The organism is Pseudoalteromonas shioyasakiensis (assembly GCA_013391845.1).
Classification (GTDB): Bacteria; Pseudomonadota; Gammaproteobacteria; order Enterobacterales; family Alteromonadaceae; genus Pseudoalteromonas; species Pseudoalteromonas apostichopi.
The window spans coordinates 2,084,244-2,107,976 of sequence record CP058414.1 but is presented as its reverse complement, the minus strand read 5'-3'; the positions used below and the strand labels follow the sequence as shown (position 1 = coordinate 2,107,976).

Below are 23,733 nucleotides of genomic sequence, written 5' to 3'. Positions count from 1 at the left end.
AAGCGCTATAATGGTAAGTACATTTACCTGCTATAGCGCAGAACAACTTCCTGATCCGTTACTTGAAGAGCGAAATTTAATAATTAAAGATGCTTCTCGATTTGATTGGATACGACTAAACTCTGGTGAGTGGCTTAAAGGTGAACTTGTCTCAATGTATGATAAAGAGATCGAGTTCGATAGTGATGTGCTCGACACATTAATAATCGATCGTGAAGATGTCTACATGATTATCTCTGACCGCCACCATACAGTTCGTTTTAACGATGGGAAGGAGCTCAGCGGTGCACTTAATATATCCGGTGGTTTTATCAAAGTGGGTGAACAACCTGCTAAGTACCGTTATCGCGATTTAGTCTCTATTGCTCCTTCAGTAGAAAGTGAACTTAGTGCATGGACTATAAAATTGTCGATGGGTGCAGATTTAGCTCGCGGTAATACTGACCAAACTGAGTATTCTGTTAAAGCTGATATCAAACGCCGTACTGCATCTAGTCGTTTTTTATCTGAAATTTTGGGCTACCGGACTACCAGCGATAATCAAGTTACTAAAAACAACATTCGTGCTAACGGCACTTATGACTGGTTTTATACACAAAAAATGTATTACCGCCCTATTTTCTTTGAGTACTATCGTGATCCGTTCCAAAATATCGCTAATAAATACACTGTGGGCGCAGGTGTTGGTTACTATGTAATGGATACAGATAAAACAGAATGGGATTTTACAGCAGGGCCAGCATACCAAAAAACGCAATTTGACACTGTTGCTGAAGGCGAAGATGAAAGCAACTCATCAATGTCTTGGTTCATATCTACAAATTATGAATTAGAAGTAACCAAGAAAATTGATTTTTCACTTAATTATCGTTATTTGACGGCTAATAGTAACGCCGGGGGTGATTCACAATATGCAATGGCTGCGTTTGAATTTGAGATCACAGATGATATCGATTTTGACATGTCAATAGTATGGGATTACTTAGCCGACCCTATTGCCGATGAAAACGGTGTGGTACCAGAAAAAGAAGATTACAAAATGATTTTCGCACTGGGAATAGATTTATAAAAGTTAATTTGATGGATATATAAACGCCGAGCTTAAGCTCGGCGTTTTAAATGTTCGTTAAGCAAACACTTCCTTATAGCGATTTAATACCCATGTTATAGAGGGTAAAACCATAAATATCAGCATATTGGTCGATGATCTTACTTGTTGGCGTACCTGCACCATGCCCAGCATTTGTTTCAATGCGAATAAGATATGGGTTTTGTTTCGCACCTTTTTCTTGCAGTTCAGCAGCAAACTTAAATGAATGCGCAGGCACTACACGGTCATCATGGTCCCCTGTTGTCACTAAGGTTGCTGGGTAGCTAACACCCGCTTTAACATTGTGCACAGGTGAGTAGCCTTTTAAGTAATCGAACATTTCTTTACTTTGTTCACTGGTGCCGTAGTCATACGCCCAACCAGCACCCGCTGTAAAGGTGTGGTAACGCAGCATATCTAAAACACCTACAGCAGGTAACGCGACTTTAAATAACTCAGGGCGCTGTGTCATAACCGCACCAACTAACAAGCCACCATTAGAGCCACCACGTACCGCCAGATAATCAGGTGAGCTGTATTGTTTTTCGTTTAAGTACTCAGCCGCCGCAATAAAGTCATCAAATACATTTTGTTTCTTAAGCTGTGTGCCATTTACATGCCATTCTTTACCGTATTCGCCACCACCACGAATATTAGCAACAGCATAAACACCACCATGCTCAAGCCATGCAGCAACTGTCGGGCTGTAACTTGGCGTTAAGCTTACATTAAAACCACCGTAGCCATATAAGATAGTTGGATTTTTACCATTAAGCTCGGTGCCTTTCTTGTACGAAATAATCATCGGAACTTTAGTGCCATCTTTCGATGTGTAGAACACTTGTTCTGAAGTATATTCTTCGCTGTTAAATTTAGCGCCTGACTTGCGATACACATCAGACTCGCCAGACTCAACATTAAACGAGTAAATGTTGCCTGGAGTGGTGTAATTAGTGAATGAATAATACAGTGTTGGTGCATCATGTTTACCGCTAAAGCCATACGCGGTACCCACACCTGGTAAGCTGATATCACGCACAAGTTTACCTGATTTATCGTATTGCTTTACTTGCGATATAGCATCAACCATATACTTAGCAAAGAAGTAATTACCGCCCTTTGAAATGCTCAATACATTCTCAGTTTCAGGGATTAAATCTTGCCAGTTGTCAGGACTTGGATCAGCAGCATCCACAGTAACAACACGCTTATTTGGTGCGTTTAAGTTAGTCACTAAATAAAGCTTTGTACCGTCATTATCTATAATTGATGTATCTGAGTCTGTATTATCTAAAATTGTCACTAACTTGCTATCAGGCTTAGTTAAATCTTTGATAAATAACTTATTACCTGATGTCGAAGTGCTTGCAGCAATAATTAAATAGCGATTGTCACGAGTAACCTCAGCACCAATATAGCGATGTTTCTGTGCTTCTGTGCCACCATAAATTAATTGGTCATCAGCTTGCGCTGTGCCTAATTTGTGATAATAAACTTTATGTTGATCCGTTTTTGCAGAAAGCTCACTTCCTTTTGGCTTATCGTAGCTTGAGTAATAGAAGCCTTCATTACCAAACCAAGAGATACCGCTGAATTTAACATCGACTAATGCCTCTTCAATAGGCTGTTTTGTTGCCGTATCAATAATAATGATTTTACGCCAGTCACTACCACCTTCAGAAATTTGATAGGCAGTTAAGGTGCCGTCTTCTGTAAAAGTTAAGCCCGACATTGATGTTGTTCCATCAGCACTGAAGGTATTAGGATCTAAGAAAACTTCAGCTTCTGAGTCACCTTTTTTACGATACACCACGTACTGATTTTGCAGGCCATCGTTTTTATAAAAATAAGTGTACTCACCTTCTTTGAATGGGGCTGTCACTTTTTCATAATTCATTAACTTTTCGAGTGTAGTTTTAAGTTCATCGCGATAAGGAATATTTTTTAGATAAGAAAAAGTAACGTCATTTTCGGCTTTTACCCACTGTGCAGTTTCGTCGCTCATATCGTCTTCTAACCAACGATATGGATCGGCTACTTTCTCACCGAAGTATTCGTCGACAACATTGCCTTTTTTAGTTTCTGGATAATTCACAGCAGCTTTAACCTCTGCAGTTTTTACTGTTTGTTCTGTTTTTGTAGGGGTAGATTCACCGCAACCCGCCAATGCAACAACAATTGCACATGCTAATGTTTTCTTGATCATAATCACTTTACTTTTAGTTATTGTTAATGAAATGAAAGTAAAATTAATACATTAGAATGTCTAGTTATTTGCGGTTAATCACGAAATGCGCTGTAAACCAATGTAAAAACAAAAAGCCACGCATTGGCGTGGCTCTTATAAATTTACACAAGTAAACACTCTTGGGATTATACTTTTGTTAACCAACCATGTGTATCTGCTGATTTACCCCATTGAATATCATTCAGTGCTTGACGTAATTTAGCGACTTTCTCACCCGGCTCACCCGAGCCTACTTTAAACTCTTGGTCGTTATGAATAAGCGTACCAACCGAAGTAAGTACCGCAGCAGTACCCGATAACGCTGCTTCAGTTCCTGGCTTAGCAGCTCTTTCAAGCAACTCAGAAACGGTAAAATTACGCTCAGATACCGTCATACCTAAATCTTTCGCAATCGTTAAAATACTATTACGCGTCACGCCGTGTAAGAATGTGCTATCAAGCGCTTTTGTGATGATTTCATCACCATCAATTAGAATAAAGTTTGCAGCACCAGTCTCTTGAACATCGCCACCTGGGCAGAACAAAATTTGGTCTGCTTGATGTTCTGAACGAGCCTCTAAGATTGGGCCTAATGCACTTGCGTAGTTACCACCACTTTTAACCATACCCATGTGTGGAGCACAGCGCATGCCGTCTTCTTCAAGTAATACGCGTAATGCCGTTGCACCACCTGAAAAATAATCACCCACTGGCGAAAGTAATACATAAAGAAGTGAGCTCATTGACGGTGCAGCGGCTTTACCAATTGCTGCTTCTGTACCAATGTGAGTTGGGCGAATATACATAGAACCCGGAGGTGTTGGTGTTTCGTCTGCGTACTCTTTTACAATGTCTTTGATCATTTGCTCGAGCATGCTTTCTTCAAAGTCAGGTAAGTTTAGTAACTTAGAGCTTTGTTTCATACGAGCAATGTTAGCATCCATACGAAAGATATAGACCGAGCCATCTTCGTGACGAAATGCTTTTAATCCTTCAAAACAGGTGCTTGAGTAATGTAATACGTGAGCACCCGCATGTAATTCGATTTTATCAGATGGGACCAGCGCGCTTTCACTCCATGAGTTATCAGCAAAACGTGCTTGGATCATTTGTGGCATAAATACAGTACCAAATGCGGCCATTGTTATTCTCTCTTGTTTGGACTACTTTTACCCCATTGTAAGCTAATCTATCCCCGTTTAACCATAGCAAACTAGTGCCTTTTATAGATTATAGTGATAATAATTCGACCGTTTGGTACAAAAAATGTGCAAGCCATGTTGCACATTGTTTACTGAGAATCATTTACTAATAAATAATAGCGAATTATCGGTAATTCATTTTTGCCGTTAGCCGATTAAAGAAGCTCGGAAAGAAGCGCTTAATGGTCGGTGCTAAACCACTTATGCCTTCACCAATTACAACCTCATCTTTTTCAGCTTCAATGGCTTTAATCATTTTTGCAGCGGCTTTAGCGACATCCATGCCGTTCTCAATTGAATGCTCTGGCTTATTTTGTGGCTTACCTTGGCCATCTAATGAGTTATGTGCAATGGCTGTTTTAATTGAACCTGGGCAAATGGTCAGGCAATTAATGTTTTTATCGGCTAATTCTGCTCTTAAGCAATCCATGAAGCCAACTACCGCATACTTAGAGCCCGAATAACCAGTTCTAAACTTCGAACCAACTTTACCTGCGACACTGCTAATTGAGACCACCATCCCCATACCTTGCTTCACCATTTGCGGTACGACCGCCTTAGTTAAGGCAATTAAACCAAAGTAATTCACTTCCATCAGTTGGCGATAAACCGTAAATTCATTTTCTAAAAATAAGCTACGCTGCGACACCCCACCGTTATTGATAAGCACATCAACTTGGCCAAGTCGCTCTATCACCGTAGGCATATCTTCAAGTAAGGCTTCGGGTTTTGCCAAATCAAGGGGGACTACGTGATGATTACCACCGAGTCGTTTATTCAGCTTATTGAGTTTATCTTCATTGCGGGCAGACAATATTAGCGTTGCCCCTTTTGCCGCCAGTTGCTCACAAAGTGCTTCACCAATTCCAGAAGATGCCCCAGTTACCCAAACTGTTTTACCATTTAATTGCATATGTGTTCCTTATTATTGTTGTTATGCTTTGTTAGGCCCAGCATATTGTTCGATATAATCAGCAATATCTTTATAAAAGCCAAGCATAATCAAGAACTCGGCTAATACAAATAAAGGCCCTATTACCAAACCAATTAAATCGTCAACAAAGGCTGGCTTTTTACCTTCAAAATAATGACCAATAAACTGAAAAACCCAACCAACAACGAAACTGCCAATACTTAAGGCTAGCCATAATTGTGTTGAAAGCGACACCACAGGCTCAGCAGCAATGCTTAACACACTTAAGCATACAGCCATAATTAACCCCATCGATAAACTAAGCATTAAGTAATAGAGACAAGTGAGCCCAATCACCACGGTTGCTAAAGAGATGACAACAGGCTCAGAGATAAGCGTGACGCGTTGCAATAAACAAATAATTGCAAACACAATTAATGGAATGCCAATAAAGTGGGTGTAAATATTGCGTTTAGAACGGTGATAAAGGGCGTAATTTGTCAGTTGTTGTTTTAATGTTTTCATTATATTTTCCTGCCAAAACTGTGTTCAAAACTCAGATTAGCAGATAATTTACTAGCAAGAATGTCAACTATCCGACATTTTAACTAGCTCTATTAAACTCGCATATCAAAGCAGCGCATCAATTATCTTGCCTTTATCGGCCTCTGGCTGCATATCCATGCGTTCGCGTCCTTTTTGATACTCTTCATCAAGCATCGCTTGCAGCTCATTCATTTTTTCTTGCAGTGCTTTGGTGTCGGCACCTTGTTGCTGCATTTGTTCCGCTAGTTTTTCTATTTGCGCTTTTATTTCGTCAATTTTCTCTTTATCAACACCGAGTCGCTGATAAACCAAGGCTTCTTGCGCCTGTGCTAGAAAAGAGCTGGGCTGTGAGTGCTTTTGCAACAGTTGTTGTGCTGAAGGTGCAGGCGTATGCATGGCCTTCACACCCTCAGGGCGGGCCGTTTGCGACAGCTTAGTAGCAGCCGAAGTGTGATAAGGGTTATATTGATTATGAAACGTAATTGCCACAAGTTGTCTTCCGTTTAAGCTTGATTACAGCTTTGTAGCAATTTTAGTTCCAAACTAGCATTGAGATTGCAATTTATCGATATCAATTATTTCAATCGTTTGATATTTAAGATTAATAATTGAATCAGCTTGCAGGGATTGCAAAATTTGATTAACAGTTTGCCGTGTTAGATAGGTCATATCGGCAAGTTGTTGCTGAGTAAGCGGCAAACAGTTTTGCAGTGATGACTGATAAAGCATGTATAGGCGCTTAATCACCTTTTGCTTTGCCGTTAGTAATGCGTGATCTTCTAATGAATCAAACAGATTTCGCACTTTGTTAGTAAGCAACAGCCCAAAATCATGCCAATAAGCGGGATGATCTTGTAATAACTGAGTTAATGCCCGTTCTGATACGTGTAAAAGCCTTACCGTAGTTTGTGCATACACATCGTGGGTGCGTTGACCACCATCAAACAAAGCAACTTCACCAAACCACATTGCACTGGTTACAAAACTGAGTACAGCTTCTTTGCCTTGGTTATTAACGCCAGAAACTCTAAGCACGCCATTAATAACACAATACAGACCATTATTTTCATCACCACGCAAAAACAATGCATCACCGGCATTTAAGGTGATTAATTTAGCATTTTTTACTAGCTTGTCCCTAAATAATTGTGCTCGATTTTTAAACCATTTATCTTGGTTAATAACCGAAAGGTCTTGTTCATTCAAGTGTTTATCCTTTACATTGGTGTAGTGTGCATATATCCAAGCCACCTCAAAATGCAGAATTCAGCGTTTCACAGGTGCTTAATATCAAGGCGTTACTTTGCAAGAATGGCATTCCCTTTTAAGAAGTAACAACGATGAGAGTAAGTGCCTGCGAAGCGCCCAAAGGGTTGGTTTAAAAGCGATTTATACTGCGTTATTGATTTTAACAATAGAACATCTATTACTTGCAATCAATGCCTTGCCTAAACCGCTTTTATTTCCAACTGAAACTCGTATTTTGAGGTTGTTTGGATATCTAAATAATAAAAGGATACGGGATGTTAAACAAACTACTTTCGACCAGCCTACTTCTCAGTGCTATTTCTACCCCTGCATTTGCTAGTGATATTAATACTGAACTTAAATCTGCAAATAAAAGCGTCAGCGAAAAAGTCATTAAATGGCGCCGACATTTACACCAAAACCCAGAACTTAGTAACCGTGAGTTTGAAACTGCCAAATACGTAGCTAAGCATTTACGCTCTTTAGGCCTTGAAGTGCAAACAGGTGTTGCTCATACAGGTGTCGTTGCCAAACTGAAAGGTGGTAAAAAAGGTCCGCTTATTGCGCTGCGTGCTGATATGGATGCATTACCTGTTAAAGAGCAAGTAGATTTACCATTCGCGTCAACTCAAACGGCTGAATACAAAGGTAATACAGTTGGCGTAATGCATGCCTGCGGTCATGATAACCATGTGGCTATTTTAATGGCGGCAGCGGAGTCTTTAGTTAAAATTAAAGACCAACTAGCAGGTGATATTCTATTTGTCTTCCAACCTGCTGAAGAAGGTGCTCCAGAGGGCGAAGAAGGCGGTGCTGAGCTTATGCTTAAAGAAGGCTTATTTAAAGAAAAGCCAGAAGCCGTATTTGGTTTACACGTAACCAGCTCACTTAATACCGGACAAATTGGTTTTCGTGAAGGGCCGTTAATGGCCAGCGCCGATAAATTTACAATCACAGTAAAAGGCCGCCAAACTCACGGTTTCTCGTCCTTGGAATGGTGTTGACCCAATTGTAGCTTCATCACAAATTATTATGGCAACTCAAACCATTGCTTCACGCCAAGTTGATGTAACCAAAGCGCCTTCAGTGGTTTCATTTGGTGCCATTAATGGTGGTATACGTAACAACATCATCCCAGATCAAGTTGAAATGGTTGGCACAATTCGTACCTTTGACCAAGAAATGCGCGCTGACATTAAAAAACGTTTAGCTAAAACCGCTGAGATGGTGGCTGAATCTGGTGGCGCAGAAGCGCATGTTCACATTGACCATGGTTACCCAGTAACAGTGAACGATGTTGAACTTACCAAGAAAATGGCCCCTACACTCGCTGGTGTGGTTGGCAAAGAAAACCTGATCACAACCCCACTTATAACAGGTGCAGAAGACTTTAGTTACTACGCCTTAGAAACACCAGGAATGTTCTTTTTCTTAGGTGTAACACCAAAAGGTCAAGATGCTGTTACAGCGCCAAGTAATCATTCACCACACTTTTTTGCAGACGAGAAAGCTTTACAGCTTGGAGTAAATGCAATGACGCAATTAGTGATTGATTACCTTAAATAATCAATACTCTCATACCGGCGGGTAACATCATTACCCGCCCTATTTTCTTATCTGTTCAGCATCAATAAAGTTCATTTTGCTAAGGTTAACTTACTATCAAATAGGTAAGGAAGCCTCATGACATCAGAATACTTTCACTTTTTAAGCATTATCGGTGTAGCATTTTTTGCAATCTCTGGCACCTTACTAGGTCATGAAAAAAGTGTCGGTGGTTTTGGTGTGGTGGTGGTTGCCACGGTAACAGCAATAGGAGGTGGAACATTACGCGATATTTTGCTCAATAAGCCGGTCTTTTGGATAGCCCAACCAGATTATTTATATGCTACTTACATTGCCATTTTTGCCTCCATTTTATCGATTCGTCATTTACCCGATTTAAGTAACACCACCATGTTGTTAATGGATGCCGTAGGTATGGCAATTTTCAATATTATCGGTATAGAAAAGGCACTAATAGAAGGAGCTGATATGGTTGTTGCAATTACTATGGGCATGACCACTGGTATTTTTGGTGGCTTGATGCGCGATGTAATTTGCCGAGAAGTGCCTCTAGTTATGGGTGAAGAGCTTTATTCAACCGCTTGCTTATCGGGAGGGTTAACCTATGCTGCCTTATTCACCCTTGAGGTAAGTTATATTTGGTGCATTATTGGCGCATTTGCTGTGACGGTATTTTTAAGATTAGGCGCCATCCATTTTGGTTGGCAACCTAACCTGTTTCGTAAAAGCAGCTTTAAACGCTCTTAGCAGGTCATATAAATACACCCGTCGAGTGGCATGTCAGCTGGGTACTGGGTTTGTATAAAACCCAGTTTCTCATAGGCCGTTTTAGCAAGGGTATTGTGTGTATACACAAACAAAGACAAGCTATCGCAATGCAACTGCTGTTTACCCTGCTCTCCCAGTAAATTTATCAGCACTTTTGCAAGACCTTTGCCACGCTCGCTTGGCGCGATAACTAACCGCCCTAAATGACAACGCCCTTCACGTAAATAGTATTGACCAAACCCAAGCATCTGGCCATCGCCATTAACCAACGCGTAGGAATTCAGCGCATCTAGGTTTAAATCTTTTTTAAAGCTTTGTGTATCAAATGGATAGTTAAAAAATGGCCCTGACCAAATACGCAGTTCTGCCTCTGTGTTAAACCAATCCATTAACTGGTTAAGTTGGACGTCGGTTACTTTAACGAGCTTCATGTTTTAACCTATCGTATAAACCTGATGCACGAGTAACAGATTTATTCATTGCCATTAGCAATACATTTTTATCGGCCACCAGCTCAAATGTGGTTTTCGCGCGGGTGATCCCCGTGTAAACCAACTGTCTGTTAATCCCCTGATTAGCCTGCTTAATTGGCGGTAAAATCATCGCGGTGTAAGCAAACTCTGAGCCTTGCGACTTATGAATAGTCATTGCATATACTTTATCGTGAGCGGGTAAACGTGCTGGTGAAAAGGCACGAATGTTTTCTTGTTCATCAATAAACATGGCTTTTAACTGACCTTGCTCATCATGCATTAAAATACCTATGTCGCCATTAAACAGTTTTAACTGATAGTCGTTTTGGCTGATCATTATTGGCATACCCACATAGTGCCTTTGATATGGCGCAATTAAGCCTTGTTGAGTAAGTGCTTTTTCAATACGCTGATTAAGGCTATTTACTCCATAATCTCCCTCTCTGACGGCAGCTAGTAACTGATAATGCGCAAATGCTTTATGCACACTGGCTACACTTGCCCCTTGCTGGATAAGATGCAAATAATCGTGGTATTGCAAAGCCGCTTGCTGCACAAAATACTCAATCGGTTTACTGATTACACTGTAATTAAGTTTAAGGTCTTTAAAACCGCCTTGATTAATCGTTTGCTCAACGTAGCCCAGTAAGCCACTGTTATTGGTATTTACAGCTTGTGCTAATTGACCAATACCGCTGCTGCCATCAAAACGATAACTTTGCTGTAAAAACGCAATACAATCGTTAAGTACAAAATGGCTGCTCGCCGCGGGTATAGCGCTCTGATTATTAAAACAAACGCGATTAAGCTGCGCAGCTCTTTCACTGCTGTAATCAGGCATTTTGCCAAGCTCTAACCCTTGGCATAGGTCACTAAGAATACTGCCCGTATCAACCGAAGCTAATTGGTCTTTATCGCCAAGTAAAATAAGCCTTGCATGACTAGGTAGTGCTTCGATTAGTTTTGCCATAAGCGACAAATCAACCATCGATGCTTCATCAATAATCAGAACATCTAAATGCAGCGGGTTACGCTTGTTATGGCGAAACTTATTAGTATGCGGAATAACGCCAAGTAAGCGGTGAATCGTTTGCGCACTGTCTGGAATAAGTGGCGCGATATTCTCAGGGATCATACTGAGCTTTTGCTTCGCCCCTAAAATCGACTCGGTTAAACGAGCTGCCGCTTTACCTGTCGGTGCAACCAGCTTTATTGTTAGCGGTGCACTGGCATACAAAGATTGTAATATGGCTAGTAGCTTAGTTACCGTGGTGGTTTTACCGGTACCCGGGCCGCCAGTGATCACACTAAAGCCTTTTGTTGCTGCTATCGCACAGGCTACTTTTTGCCAGTTTAATGTTTTAATAGGATCGCTTGGGTTGGTTGTATGTTCACTGTTTGGAAAATACACCTCAAGTAATGCCTTTAATGCAGCTTCATCAAGGGTGAGCTCTTTCGTTGCTAAATGATGTAAACGCGATGCCAGTGTGGTTTCGTACTCTGCCAAACGGGCAAAGTAAAGTTTATTAGCAAACAATAGCAGTGGCTTGTCGTCCCCTACGCACTCAGCATTCGTTAGTCTATTAACGGCCTCAGTAAGACCAAATTCCATATCAAACGGCGTTAAAATCTCAGGGGCTGCGATACTGGCATCAGCTAAGCTTTGCTGTTTAATTTCAAACGGGTTTTGCCAGTTTATATTAGCCAGCTCTAAACAGCTGTGCTGACTTTGCTGCGCTGCCGCAAGCAATAAAATCAGGTAAAAAACCTCACTGTGCGCTGTATCGTTTTTCTCTATCAGTGTTTGTGAACCGGTTAAAAGCTCTGCGAGCTTAACATCAACCAAGCGAATACGTTTTGCCTCAAGCAAATAACTCAATAGAGGCTGAGTTTTAACTTCTATAGCAGGCAACGCTGAATCGTTTTCAACATGTTTCGTTGGTTGTTCTGCTTGTTGATTTTTACTAGCCTGTTCATTACTGTTTGATTGCTTATTCATAGGCTCGTGGGGTTCATGATCATCAAAGCCGAATGTCATTTGACTCATAGCATGGCTCCTTGTGCGAATAAGCTATCAAGCTCAGATATTTGCTGTTTCGTTAGCTGATTAAAGTACACCCCTTGCCCTTCGCTCATACCACGTAAGAAGGTGTAGTAAACACCGCCTAAATGCGTGTCGCTATCGTAATCTTGAATACGTTGCTTTAATAAACGGTGTAGTGCCACGGTATAAATTAAATACTGCAAATGATACTGATGACTGGTCATAGCTTGCTCTAGTTGCTCATGTTGGTAGTCAGCCGCACTATTACCTAAAAAGTTCGATTTATAATCAAGAATATAATACTTACCCTGCCAGCAAAATATTAAATCTATGAAGCCTTTTAGTAAGCCTTGCACCTCACTAAAATCAAGCTGTCCTGGTAATTTAAAATGTTGCACCAACACTTGATTAAGCTTATCGCTTGAAAGCGATAACAACGGTAAATTAAATTCCATTTCGACCAAACACGTATCAGGTTCAAGTACTGATAAACTAAGCCCTTTATCGTTTAATGGGCAGTTCAATGCTGCTAGGATCCACTGCTCTGTCATTTCCTGCCAGCTATCATCAATATGGTATTTTTCAAATAATTTTTTGATCACTTTATCAAGTGCATGGTCGTCTTGCTCAGTGACTGGACGCTTTAACGCATAAGGGTCGGTAAAGTCCAATTGCTCAAATATTTCATGTAAACAACTACCCGGCTTTGCGCCTTTAGGAAAGCTGTAAGGTGTTATAGCATTTGCATTTTGGGCTAAAAACTCATCTTTTGCGTGGTCTTCATCACTGCGCCCAAGTTCAATGTGGTCAGTATGCTTTTTCAGCGTTAAGCTACTAAAGCTGGTTGAGCGCCAATCACGCTGGATCTCTGCTTTTACAGTATTTACTTTATAGACTGGTTCTCTGTCAGAACTGCCTAATCTTAGCTTTTCAAGCTCATCTGCTTGGGTAAATACCTCATAGTGCATGTGCGCTGAGCCATTACAAAATTCTTGTAACAATGCTCGCCATTCATCGCCCGATTTAACATCTAACCCTGCAAATAATACGTGGCCAATGCTAGTACTTTGAATGCCCGGACGAGCACTGCGACCTTGCGCAATGTTATACATCCCCACTGAGCAAAAATGCACGGCACGAGTCAGCGCCACATAGAGCAATCGTAAATCTTCGGCCAAGCGCTCTTGCTCTGCTTTTTGCATTGCATCATCACTTTTAGCAAGATCATAAATCAACTTACCGTCTTTATGATAAAGGGCTTCTTTGCTTTCGCGATAACCACAGGCAAAAGGCATGAATACAATCGGGTACTCTAAGCCTTTTGAGGCGTGCATGGTGACAATTTTCACCAAATTAGCATCGCTTTCTAGGCGTACTTGCACCGCTTCACCATCTTGTTGACTGACTTTTTGCGCAAACCAACGCAGCAATCTATGGATTCCCTCAAGCTCAATTTGCTTTTGCTGTAAAATTTCCCCTAAATGGCGGAAATCGGTAAGCCAGCGTTCAACATTGTAACCTAAGCCTTGCCAACGCGCTGCGAGTTGATTATGGCTTAATAAACGTTCGAGCATCGCCATGGCGCCTTGTTTATGCCAAATATGGGCAAGCTGAGCAAAAAAGTTTAGATGCTCTTGCCATGCACTTTCATTTTCGTGAAGTTCATAAATGCGGTTGTAGCTTAAGCAAAACAATGGCCCGGCAAGTACACCACGCAGTAATGACTCATCATACTGACCATGTAATGCTGTTAAAAAGTTAAGTAAATGGTGACTAAGCTCTTGGTTAAACACACTATCACGCGACAAATACACGCTGGCAATGGTAGCTTCTGCAAGTGCGGCTTTCATCAGCTGTGCTTCGTTTCGATCTCGCACTAACACACAGATATCGGCAGCAGTAAGTGGTTTTCCTGCAATAGTCGCATCGCCTGCATCAGCTTGCTTGAGTAGCTCAGTGATTTTTTTCGTATACTGCAAAGCTAATGCCTGTTGAGCCACCCCTTTGCTAGTTGGCTTGTTGTTCGCTTCTGCGTATTCATCAACAAAAACCGAAAATTCAAACGCACTGGGCATTTCACCGTTTATTAAAAACGCTTTGTCTTGCTGTTTTCCTTTTGCATTAACCTTTTGAAATGGGATTGCGTCGTTGTAAATAAAGCTATTGCCATTTTTAGCAAATAAGCGGTTTACGCTATCAACAACCCCTTCACTTGAGCGGTAGTTGGTATCTAGGGTGTATTGTTTGTCCTCTGAAACAGCTTGTTTTGCGCCTATATAAGTAAAAATATCTGCACCACGGAAACCATAAATAGCCTGTTTAGGGTCGCCTATCATGGCAAGGGTGGTGTTTTTAATGCCATAAATGCGGCTAAAAATGCCATATTGAACGGGGTCGGTATCTTGGAATTCGTCTATCATGGCAACCGGAAACAAGGCGGCAATTTTTTCACTTAACGCTTTGCCTTGCTCACTTAAAAGCGCCTGATGCAAGTTACTTAATAAGTCATCAGGGGTGAGCACGCCTTGCTCTTGCTTACGTTTAACTAATGCATTTGCCACCCATTTAGCAGCATATTGCACTATCGCAATATTCAATCCGTTGTTGATAAGGCTACTCAGTTTGGCCATTTCATCAAACTGAGCCACCATTGCATGACTAAGCAAACTGCCGTTTTTCTTGTAATTTGCAGGATCGTTTAAACTCTCTGAGCCCCATACTTCAAACGAGTATTTACTGGTACCAAATACAAAAAACAACTCATCATTGTTTAGGTATTCTTCAAGCGCTGCAAGGCTGTTTTTTCGACCTGGGGTTTTTGAGCCACTTAAATCAGATGCTTTTACAGCATTAATAAACTCACTCTCAAGGCACGCCTTTTTAAATGCCGGTACTTTTGCCACAAAGTTGTCGCGCGCTTGCCATATATCGTCAAGGTCATACTCGGGGGTGATTGTTGCCCCTTGCTTGTTGAGTAAACTCACTACCTGTGAATACAGTGATGCAGGCACTGGGAAAATATCGGTAATTGCTTGCGTGCGCTCTTTTGATTGTGGGTAGACAAAGGCACGCCAAAAGTCATTGAGAGTTTCTTGAATAAGCTCACGCTCATCTAAAATAAACTCTAAGTTAAACGCCACACCTGATTCAAAAGCATGTTGTTTCAGCATTCGCTGACAAAAGCCATGAATAGTGAATATAGCGGCTTCATCCATCGACTTTGCCGCGGCGTCTAACAAATCAAATGCCGCGTGTTTATCAGTCACCTCGTTAATCACTTGCTCAATCAACTCATCATCGGGCTTTTTGCCAAGCAGAGCATCTCTGGCATTGATTATACGCGCCCGCACACGGTCTTTAATTTCTTGCGTTGCAGCCTCTGTGAAGGTCACCACCAGTATTTGCTCAACACTCAGCGGCGTATTTAATTGTTCATCTTCACCGGTCGCTTTTTGTAAGCCCAACAAATACCGTAAATACAAACCAGTGATGGTGTAAGTTTTACCCGTACCAGCACTGGCTTCAATAAGGCTTTGCCCACACAGCGCCATACTCATTGGATTAAGCGTTTGCATGATCTGCCTCCTGTGCTAATTCAACTAGTGGCGATAACAGCAGCTCGCTCCATTTAATAAACTCTTCTTCATAGTCTTTTAGGCTCTTTATGGTTAAACGAATATACGGGTTTTCGCCTTCACCCATGCCTATGTATTGCGGCGCGAATTTATTGTTTGCTTTGACCATATCTTTATCTGTTTTTATATACTCGTAGCCACTGACTGGGAAAAACGCCACTGGGCGAGTTAAAAGCGTTTCATAGAGCGAGAACCAATCGTTTAAATACTTGCGGGCATCGTCTTCAGACAAAGGTGAAAAACTAATTTGCTTGTCTAAGCCAAGAATGAGGGTTTCAACTGACTGGCCCATTATTTGCGCCGCTAAATGATGCACAAAGCCCCTAATAACATCTTTTGCTTTAATACTGGCAGTGCGATAAAACACCTGTTTTTGACCATATATATGATTTAACCAACCTTCTAATCTGGTGTTGGCAATTTTAATATTTACTTCAACGGGTAATGCTTCATCACCTTGAATATGCGCTTTTACTTGCCCTGCAAGAGCATCGACTCGGTGCTGCATACTTTCGAACACTAAGTCACCAACGTGTGCTTGCGGTAATTCACCACGCTGCATAATTTGCGCTTGGTTTAGGGGCATTTCTTGAATACTGGCTTCGAGAATTTCGTCTAGATAAAAGTAGCGACGTAACGCGTCTAAGCTAAACGGCTCTTCATCTTTAGCAATATCGTTAAATTGCGGCAAGCGTAAACCCAAGCTTTGCTGATAAAAGCTCTCGTGAGGCTGGCAAATACTGCGAATAAACTGACTTAACTCTACGCTACTTTCTGGCTGAACATTAAGCGCTTGCTGAGGCTCAGGATTGACACTTTGAGTTGGCATCCAAACAGGATTATAGCTATGTAATTGTGTTGCTAATGGTTTGTCTGCTTTTTGCTTATCATCACTTTTCTCTGTCAGATAATAGGCTGGGTTGAATGGCTGTAAGTGCTGATAATTAATCAGCGCCTCTGGAAGCTTTAAGTCTGTTTCTTGATCTGCAAATTCAAAACTACGTGCTATATATTCTAGCAGTTCGCTCACTAAGGTTGACGGCATTCTTGGTTGGTTATCAAAGCATGAGCGACCAATATAACTGATGTATAGATTCTCACGAGCACTTAAAATCGCTTCTAAAAACAGGTAACGGTCGTCGAGTTTACGAGAGCGGTCCCCTTTTTGGCGTTTTGAGTAAGGTACTAAGTCAAAACCAATTGGCTGAACTGTTCGCGGATAATCGGCATCATTTAAACCCAGCATACACACTACTTTAAATGGCACAGCCCGCATTGGCATCAAGGTACAAAAGTTAACTTGTCCCACTAAAAAGCGCTGCCCTACGCCTTTTTCTTGAATACCTTGTTTAACAAGGTAACTAACAATGCGCTGCGAAACGTTTTGTTGATAATCGCCATTTTCATAATGCTTGATCAGCGTATCAAGTACTTTTTGTAGGACTAATAAATCCCAGCTTTGCTCTCCTTCATCACTGTATACTTCACCTAATAACTCTTTTAGCGTTTCTGCTTTTTCATTGAGTGGTGCATCAGCTTGTAGCTTGGTTTTATAACGTGCCAGTACGTCAATAAATTCAATCAGTTTATTCAGCGTGTTTAGTGCCATGCCTTCCACTTCATCGGCACTGTAAATGCCCGAGAAAGGCAACTGTTCATCACGTTGTGCAACACCCAATAGCAAGCGGTTTAAACCGTGTTGCCAAGTATTTAAATCAATCGTAGGTAAGCCAAAACTGTCTTTGTGAGCTGCATCTAAGCCCCATTTTACGCCAACACGTTCAAGCCAAAAACCAATTTGCTCATATTCATGCGGTTCGAGATTAAATTTCTCAGCAATTTGCGTGACTTGCAGTAAATCAAGAATGTCAGACACACCAAAGCGTGAGTAAGGTAAATCGGCTAAACTTGCAAACGAGCTCAACACGGGCTTTTCTTGTTCTATAGCTAAATCAGCTAACGCATAAGGAATAAAGCGTCGTCCCTCTGCACCACCAAACACCGCTTCAATGTACGGGCTGTATGTGCCAACATCCGGCATCATTACAATAATATCTTTCGGTGTTAACTCTTTATTTTCATTAAATAAATTAAGCAAGTAATCGTGTAGTCGTTCTACTTCACGAAGTGGCGTGTGACAATCGCTAAGCACAATGCTGGTATCATCTGACTGAATTGGCAGTTTGCCTTCGTCATTGATGAACCATTCTTTATCAGGCGTTAGTGACTCACCCTTAAAGGCTAATTGGTAAATCTCAGACTGAATTTGTGATAACAAACTGTCATCAAAATCGTTATCGAATCCGTCAAGCCACTGCGCATCTAATTGCAGTAACTGCTCAAAATAGTCTCGGCCTAATTTACCCCACGATGAGAGTAACGGGTTACCGATAAAAAAGTACTCGTGATCAGGGTTTTTCGCACTGTCTTCAAGTGCTTGTAACTGCGGGCGTTTAGCATATTTAGCGGTAATTTTGGCTGCTGTTTTTTCATCGAGTGTATCGCCCCAGTAATGTTCACTAGGGTTAAAGAAAAACAAAAATACCTGCGTTTTTTTCGCAATGGCCTGAAACACTTCAAGCTGGCTACTCGCAATTGCAGAAATACCAAATAAACTAATACGCTCAGGTAATAGGCTTGCGTCCATTTTTTCAAGGGCTGCAAGGAGTTTGTCTTGCATATTTGCGCGGTGATATTGGCTTTGCCCTAATTCTTTACTATGCGCCACCAGCTTACGCCAAAGATCTGGTTGCCATGGTGCAATGCCTACATCAACATCATCAAGCTCATCGATGCCCTGCTCCCAAGTTGCAATCCAATTAGGACGATACATTAAATATTGGTCATAAACGTCGGCAATTTTCTCGCACAAGGCAAACGTTTTTTGCCCTTCAGTGTCACCATCTAAATAGGTTTTGAGTGGTAAATACAGCGGCTCATCAATGCAGTTTGGTAAAATCGCAAACAGCTTCCAAGCAAGATTAGCTTTGTTATACGGTGATTCACTTGGTACATCGGGCAACAATTGCTGATAAAGCTGCCAAATAAAACTCGAAGGTAGCGGAAAATCAACCTGAGCAGCAATCCCTAAGTGTTCACTTAAGCCTATTTTTAGCCACTGCGACATACCCGGTGACTGCACAAGCACAATTTCTTTTTTAAAGGGGCTCGTTAATGGATTAACTTTAAGAAGAGCGTGAAACCGCGCTTGCAGTGCTTCCATGCGATTTGATTGAATTATATTCAGCACTTTACACTGTCCTTGCTTGAAACTAACTAATTGACACAGTGTAAGATATTTTAATTAGATGGGATAGAGAGAAATACCCGCAAACAGGGCTTAATCCATGTTTCCGGGTATTAGATGCGGGTATGCGCTGCAGGCAATATTTACTGGTATGGGCTTATCGTCGATAACGCGAACTCGGTGTGCATTATCTCATCACCCTTGATACCTTTTAGCGCAATGCGAATGGTAGGGTCTGCTTTTTGCCAATCAATTGTTAAATCGCCGTAGTTAACCTCATGAGTATAATCACCTACACGGTGTTTATTAGGGCTAACATCTTTCCACTTTTCTGTAAGTCCTGAGCTGGTCATCTCGTACAATGGGTAGTCAAGGTTTTGTTGATACTTTGACAGCTCACCCCAGTGGGTATCACCACTGACAATAATCACACCGTTTACTTTATGCTTTTTGATAAGCGCAAATAAGCGCTCACGATCAGCAGGATAATTAGCCCATGACTCCCAACCTGTAAAATCAGCCAATAGCTGTAAGCTTGATGCAATGATTTTTATCTTTTCATCAGACTTGAGCTCTTGTTCGAGCCATTGCCATTGGTTTTCACCTAGCATAGAGGCATTTTTATCGGTTGTTGGGCTATAAGGCCCTTGTTTTGCGGGTTTTCGTTCAAGTTGATAGGTCTTCGCCGATACATGATTTAAAGGCGCGCGATTAAAACGTAAGTCAGGCATGATGACTTTTACAGTTTGCTCACCTTCGCCGTAAGTGTACGAGGTGTAAATGCCATCTTCACGAGTTCTACGAGCTGAATCCGCTGGCTCTTGCCAAAAGTCGAGCATAATTTTTCGTGACTGCTGTTTTTTTGGGTATTCGCTGCCAGCGTCATTTTCGCCATAATCATGGTCATCCCACATGGCAATTATTGGCGTATTCGCACGTAATGTTTTAAAGCCCGGTTTTTGCCCTAAGCGTTGATATTTATCTGCGAGCACCGACATATCTTCGGTATCACCATAAATATTATCGCCAAGGAACATAAATAGATCGGCTTGCTCTTTGTTAATAGCATCAAAAATAGGAATTTGCTTGTCTTGATGACCACACGAGCCAAACAAAATTTTACTTGGCGCGGCAATCGCACTCACACTACTAACCAGCATTAACCCTGATAAGGCGCTTCTAAAAAAGCTAAGTGTAAAACTCATTTTAAGATCTCCTTAATCGGCGCTGCCATTTTCGGGTTAACTTGCTGACTGTTGACGCCTAAAATGTTCAGTACAGTTGCAGCCACTTGCGCTTGTTTGAGCTCATTGTTTGGCTTAATTAAGCCAGTTGCTTTTATATCTGGGCCAATTGCCGCTAGCCAAATATGCTCAGAGCCAACAATGCCGTTTGGAAAACGTTGCTTACCTTGCTCTGAACGTGCCAAAGCACGCTTCGAACTATGATGTTGCCAATCATCAGCATGGCTGCCACGGCCATGATCGGTAGTAATAATCAATGTGGTATTGTCTTTATAGCCGGGCGTTTGTTGTATTGTTTGCCAAAGGTCACGAATAAACGCATCACTTTGCTTAGCTGATTTTAGATAGGCATTGTATTTACCGTTATGGGCAAAGTCATCGGTTTCCCCCAAGCTAATAACAAGCAAACGCGGCTGTTTATTTAATAAATATTGTTTGGCAAATCGGTAGGTAAAGCTGTCGAGGCGAACATTGTGCCAAGGACTCGGAATTTCGCTTTGCATTTGGTTTAGTAAACTAACCTCCTCTGATTTCACCGCATCAAAGGATTCAAAGCCTGCATTAACAAAAACCTCACTTCGCTCGCGGTTTACAATGTAAGGAAACACATCCCAGCTGCCAAAAAGTGCGGTTTTACCTTTAAATTCAGGCTGAGTATTTAAACTCTCTAAAATGGTTTTATTCGGGTTAGAAACTTTATCGTTACTATCGATATTTTCATCTACAATGCCGGTTAAAATTTCACTGTAACCTGGGTATGAGAAGTACCATGGGTTACTTACCGACATCAATGAACCTTGAGTTCTATCGCCAATCAAAACGCCCTGCTTTGCCAATGTGTCACTAAAAAATGGCATTAACGCTTTAGTTCGCTGTGCTTGGTCATTTCGCCAAAAAAGCGCCTTTAGTTCATCTGTATCTTCTACAAAATCACTGTTATTAATTAAATTTTTATCTGCCCCAGAGAACACTTCTTGCCAGCGAAGCCCATCAAGAGTTACAAGCACAACATTGTCAGCAGCTTTACTGCTTAAGCTTAATAGTGATGCTGCAACCACTGCTGTGGCTAAAATTAATTTTTTCATATTTCACCTGCAAAAAAGCCCACCAAAGATGGGCTGTTTAAAACGTTAGCTTATTATTTAAAACTGCGCTGTAAGTGTTAAAGCCGCAGTACGTGGTGCACCAATAAAGTAGGTTGAACCATTACCTGTGCCACCTGCTAGGTATGATTTATCAAACAGGTTATTCACCACAAATGCAAGGTCGAGTGATTTGAACACACCTGAATCAAGGCTAGTGTTATAACCAATGTTTAAATCAACCAAGGTGTAGCCATCAACCTTGTTTCGCGAACGGGTTTGTTCATCAGTCCATGCACCTAAACGCTCACCTGTGTATTTAGCCGATAAACCAAAGCGGAAATCACCACTGTAATAGTCTGCCGATACCACAAATAAATCTTGTGCCGAGTCAATGACTTCATCACCCGCTTTGAAGCTTGCAGATGCTTCCTCAAGTAACTCACCATCACTGTTGTAAGCACTTGGATCGTTCGATTGATACTCAGAGTTATTGTACGTATAAGATGTGTAAAGGTTCCATTTGTCAGTCAGCATATAACTTGCTGATAGCTCAACACCCGTTGACTCAATACCACCTACATTGATGTAAGAACCGTTCGTGCCAATGGTGTAATCAATACCATCTGTATCACTGCCCGGGGCAATAAAGGTAATACGGTTATCAAACTCAATGCTATAAGCTGTTGCTGTTAAGCGTAAACGGTCATCACTGTAACGTACACCTAGGTCGATGTTTTCAGCTGTTTCAGGTTCAATCTCGGTCAGTGTCGATGAATCACGTTCAAGTACACCATCTTTAATTGCCGCAAAGTTTTCGCTGTAGCTGCTAAATAGCTCTGTGCTTGCTGATAGCTGATACAACACACCACCGCTGAAGAGTACGTCTGAATCACTGTCGATTTTATCTGAGTATTCATCTTCAAAATGGTTATAACGCTGAAGCTCAACAAGGTACTGTTTAGCACCTAAATTAAGTGTGAAATCACCTAAACTGATTGAGTCTTGCACATACCATTTAAAAGTATCCGTTTCGAAGGTGTTTTTGTACTGAGTCCAATATGGCGTATGATCAAAATGATGATAGATACGGGCATCAATCACTTTATGCCAATCTCGTGATTCATCACGATCTGTTTGTTCAAACCAAAAGCCGGCTTCAATGTCATGATTGCCAAGAGTTACTTGGTACTCGCCAGTCATACCTAAGCGGTCTTTTTTGTAGTGTGTATGACGATAAGACATAACCGGAATTGCATCATCAGGGTAACAGGCCGGGTTTAAGCCTGGGCCTGAAGACCATGGCCATTCTAAACTTGCCGTACAACCTGCAGCAGGTGCAAGTGGGTTGCCATCGCTGTCGGTAAAGCCGTAGCTGCCAGCATTTTCACCACCAATTGATGTTGGGTTGCCATCACCATTAACAGGTGACGTTAAATAAGGCGGAATCCAGTCACCACGACCCGAGTTTTTATGGTAATAAGGCGATATGCTTAAGTTTGAAGTGGCACTTAACGCGTAATCAAACTTTACATAAGCAAGGGTATTTTCGCGTAATGTACCCCAGCCCTCAGCAAACATTTGATCAAAATGAGGCACACCGGTCCAATTCCACGTTAAACGATCCCAATCAGGGTTTTGTTCAAATTCGCTAATGCTGATGCTGTTATAGTTAATTTCGTGAACATCATCATACGAAACACGACCTGTTATTGTCAGGTCGCTAAAGTCCGATACAAATTTAGCTTCAATGTGCTGATTGTCCTTACCGCCATTGCTGCCATCACCAATCCAACGGCTAGTATCTGTTTGCGAGTAGCTGATATAGGCTTGCGTGTTATCGAAAACCGTGCCGGTTTCATGTTTAACAAAGTAGCGGCTAGCATTGTGATCGCCTGTAGTGTAAGCAAACGTGGTGCTTTGCTCTGTACTCGGTTGTGCACTCACAAAATTAAAAGTACCGCCTAGCGCTTCTAGTGATGCAGAGGCAATATCAGAAGTACCTTGCCCTACCTCAACAGTTGCTAAATTTTCACTATCTAGATAACGGTTTGCTTTTGCACCGCCACCATAGTTAGAACCACCATTAGGAATACCATCAATGGTCATACCTAATTGCTGTTGATTACCATCAATACTAAAACCACGCATAGTAATAGTGGTTGACCAATCGTCACCACCAAATGCATCACCTTCGTTGATGCTAATACCCGGTAGGTTATCAATTACGGCTAACACACTTGATACTGAACTTTGTTGCTCAAGCATGGCAGGTTCAATGACGTTATTGGCATAACTGGTTGGCTTTGCAACCACCGTAATTTCTTCAATTTCGTTATTCGTGTTTGCATTTGCTGATGTTGCTAAAAGCGTTGCTATTAAAAGGCTTAGCTTTGTTTTTTTAGTTACTGTGCTCATTGTTTTTCCAAGGTTACGTATTTGTAAGCG

Annotated in this window: 15 protein-coding genes and 1 pseudogene; 3 read left to right on the top strand and 13 right to left on the bottom strand. The window is 41.5% G+C overall.

Annotation, left to right across the window (positions count from 1 at the left end; all coding sequences use genetic code 11):
• Positions 1-10 precede the first annotated feature (10 nt).
• A complete protein-coding gene (locus HYD28_09640; protein ID QLE09185.1) occupies positions 11-1,069 on the top strand; it encodes a DUF481 domain-containing protein in 1,059 nt (352 codons plus the stop codon).
• Positions 1,070-1,142: 73 nt separating this feature from the next.
• Here HYD28_09640 and HYD28_09635 read toward each other — a convergent pair whose 3' ends face one another.
• The 6 genes from HYD28_09635 to HYD28_09610 all read right to left on the bottom strand — a co-directional run bounded on the left by HYD28_09635 (position 1,143) and on the right by HYD28_09610 (position 7,184).
• Entirely contained in the window at positions 1,143-3,296 is a 2,154-nt protein-coding gene (locus HYD28_09635; GenBank protein QLE09184.1) for a S9 family peptidase, read from the bottom strand.
• 167 nt (positions 3,297-3,463) lie between these two features.
• Positions 3,464-4,459: a branched-chain amino acid aminotransferase gene (locus HYD28_09630; GenBank protein ID QLE09183.1), complete on the bottom strand. Its 996-nt coding sequence runs from the start codon at positions 4,457-4,459 to the stop codon at positions 3,464-3,466.
• Between the two features lie 184 nt (positions 4,460-4,643).
• Complete coding sequence (locus HYD28_09625) at positions 4,644-5,432, bottom strand: SDR family oxidoreductase (protein ID QLE09182.1); 789 nt, start codon at positions 5,430-5,432, stop codon at positions 4,644-4,646.
• Between the two features lie 21 nt (positions 5,433-5,453).
• Positions 5,454-5,957: a DUF962 domain-containing protein gene (locus tag HYD28_09620; protein QLE09181.1), complete on the bottom strand. Its 504-nt coding sequence runs from the start codon at positions 5,955-5,957 to the stop codon at positions 5,454-5,456.
• 105 nt (positions 5,958-6,062) lie between these two features.
• Complete coding sequence (locus tag HYD28_09615) at positions 6,063-6,467, bottom strand: hypothetical protein (protein QLE09180.1); 405 nt, start codon at positions 6,465-6,467, stop codon at positions 6,063-6,065.
• A 54-nt stretch (positions 6,468-6,521) separates the two neighbouring features.
• Positions 6,522-7,184, bottom strand: a complete 663-nt coding sequence (locus HYD28_09610; GenBank protein ID QLE09179.1) for a Crp/Fnr family transcriptional regulator — start codon at positions 7,182-7,184, stop codon at positions 6,522-6,524.
• 317 nt (positions 7,185-7,501) lie between these two features.
• Between HYD28_09610 and HYD28_09605 the strand changes: the two are divergent.
• Together HYD28_09605 and HYD28_09600 are read left to right on the top strand one after the other, a co-directional pair.
• A pseudogene (locus HYD28_09605) lies at positions 7,502-8,792 on the top strand (amidohydrolase).
• 117 nt (positions 8,793-8,909) lie between these two features.
• Entirely contained in the window at positions 8,910-9,539 is a 630-nt protein-coding gene (locus tag HYD28_09600; protein ID QLE09178.1) for a trimeric intracellular cation channel family protein, read from the top strand.
• Here the strand turns inward: HYD28_09600 and HYD28_09595 are convergent.
• The 7 genes from HYD28_09595 to HYD28_09565 form a co-directional block, all read right to left on the bottom strand.
• Positions 9,536-9,991, bottom strand: coding sequence for a GNAT family N-acetyltransferase (locus HYD28_09595; protein QLE09177.1), 456 nt, complete (start codon positions 9,989-9,991; stop codon positions 9,536-9,538). The two genes, HYD28_09600 and HYD28_09595, sit on opposite strands and share 4 nt — an antisense overlap.
• Positions 9,978-12,032, bottom strand: a complete 2,055-nt coding sequence (gene recD / locus HYD28_09590; protein QLE10528.1) for an exodeoxyribonuclease V subunit alpha — start codon at positions 12,030-12,032, stop codon at positions 9,978-9,980. Before recD ends, HYD28_09595 begins: the two co-directional genes overlap by 14 nt.
• A gap of 44 nt (positions 12,033-12,076) precedes the next feature.
• Positions 12,077-15,652, bottom strand: a complete 3,576-nt coding sequence (gene recB, locus HYD28_09585) for an exodeoxyribonuclease V subunit beta (GenBank protein QLE09176.1) — start codon at positions 15,650-15,652, stop codon at positions 12,077-12,079.
• Positions 15,639-18,962, bottom strand: a complete 3,324-nt coding sequence (gene recC / locus HYD28_09580) for an exodeoxyribonuclease V subunit gamma (protein QLE09175.1) — start codon at positions 18,960-18,962, stop codon at positions 15,639-15,641. The genes recB and recC overlap by 14 nt, the downstream gene beginning before the upstream one ends.
• Positions 18,963-19,102: 140 nt before the next feature.
• A complete protein-coding gene (locus HYD28_09575; protein QLE09174.1) occupies positions 19,103-20,164 on the bottom strand; it encodes an alkaline phosphatase family protein in 1,062 nt (353 codons plus the stop codon).
• Positions 20,161-21,288 carry an alkaline phosphatase family protein gene (locus tag HYD28_09570; GenBank protein ID QLE09173.1) on the bottom strand — a complete coding sequence of 376 codons (1,128 nt, stop codon included), beginning with the start codon at positions 21,286-21,288 and terminating at the stop codon, positions 20,161-20,163. Before HYD28_09570 ends, HYD28_09575 begins: the two co-directional genes overlap by 4 nt.
• 57 nt (positions 21,289-21,345) lie before the next feature.
• Positions 21,346-23,703, bottom strand: a complete 2,358-nt coding sequence (locus tag HYD28_09565) for a TonB-dependent receptor (protein ID QLE09172.1) — start codon at positions 23,701-23,703, stop codon at positions 21,346-21,348.
• Between the last annotated feature and the right edge of the window lie 30 nt (positions 23,704-23,733).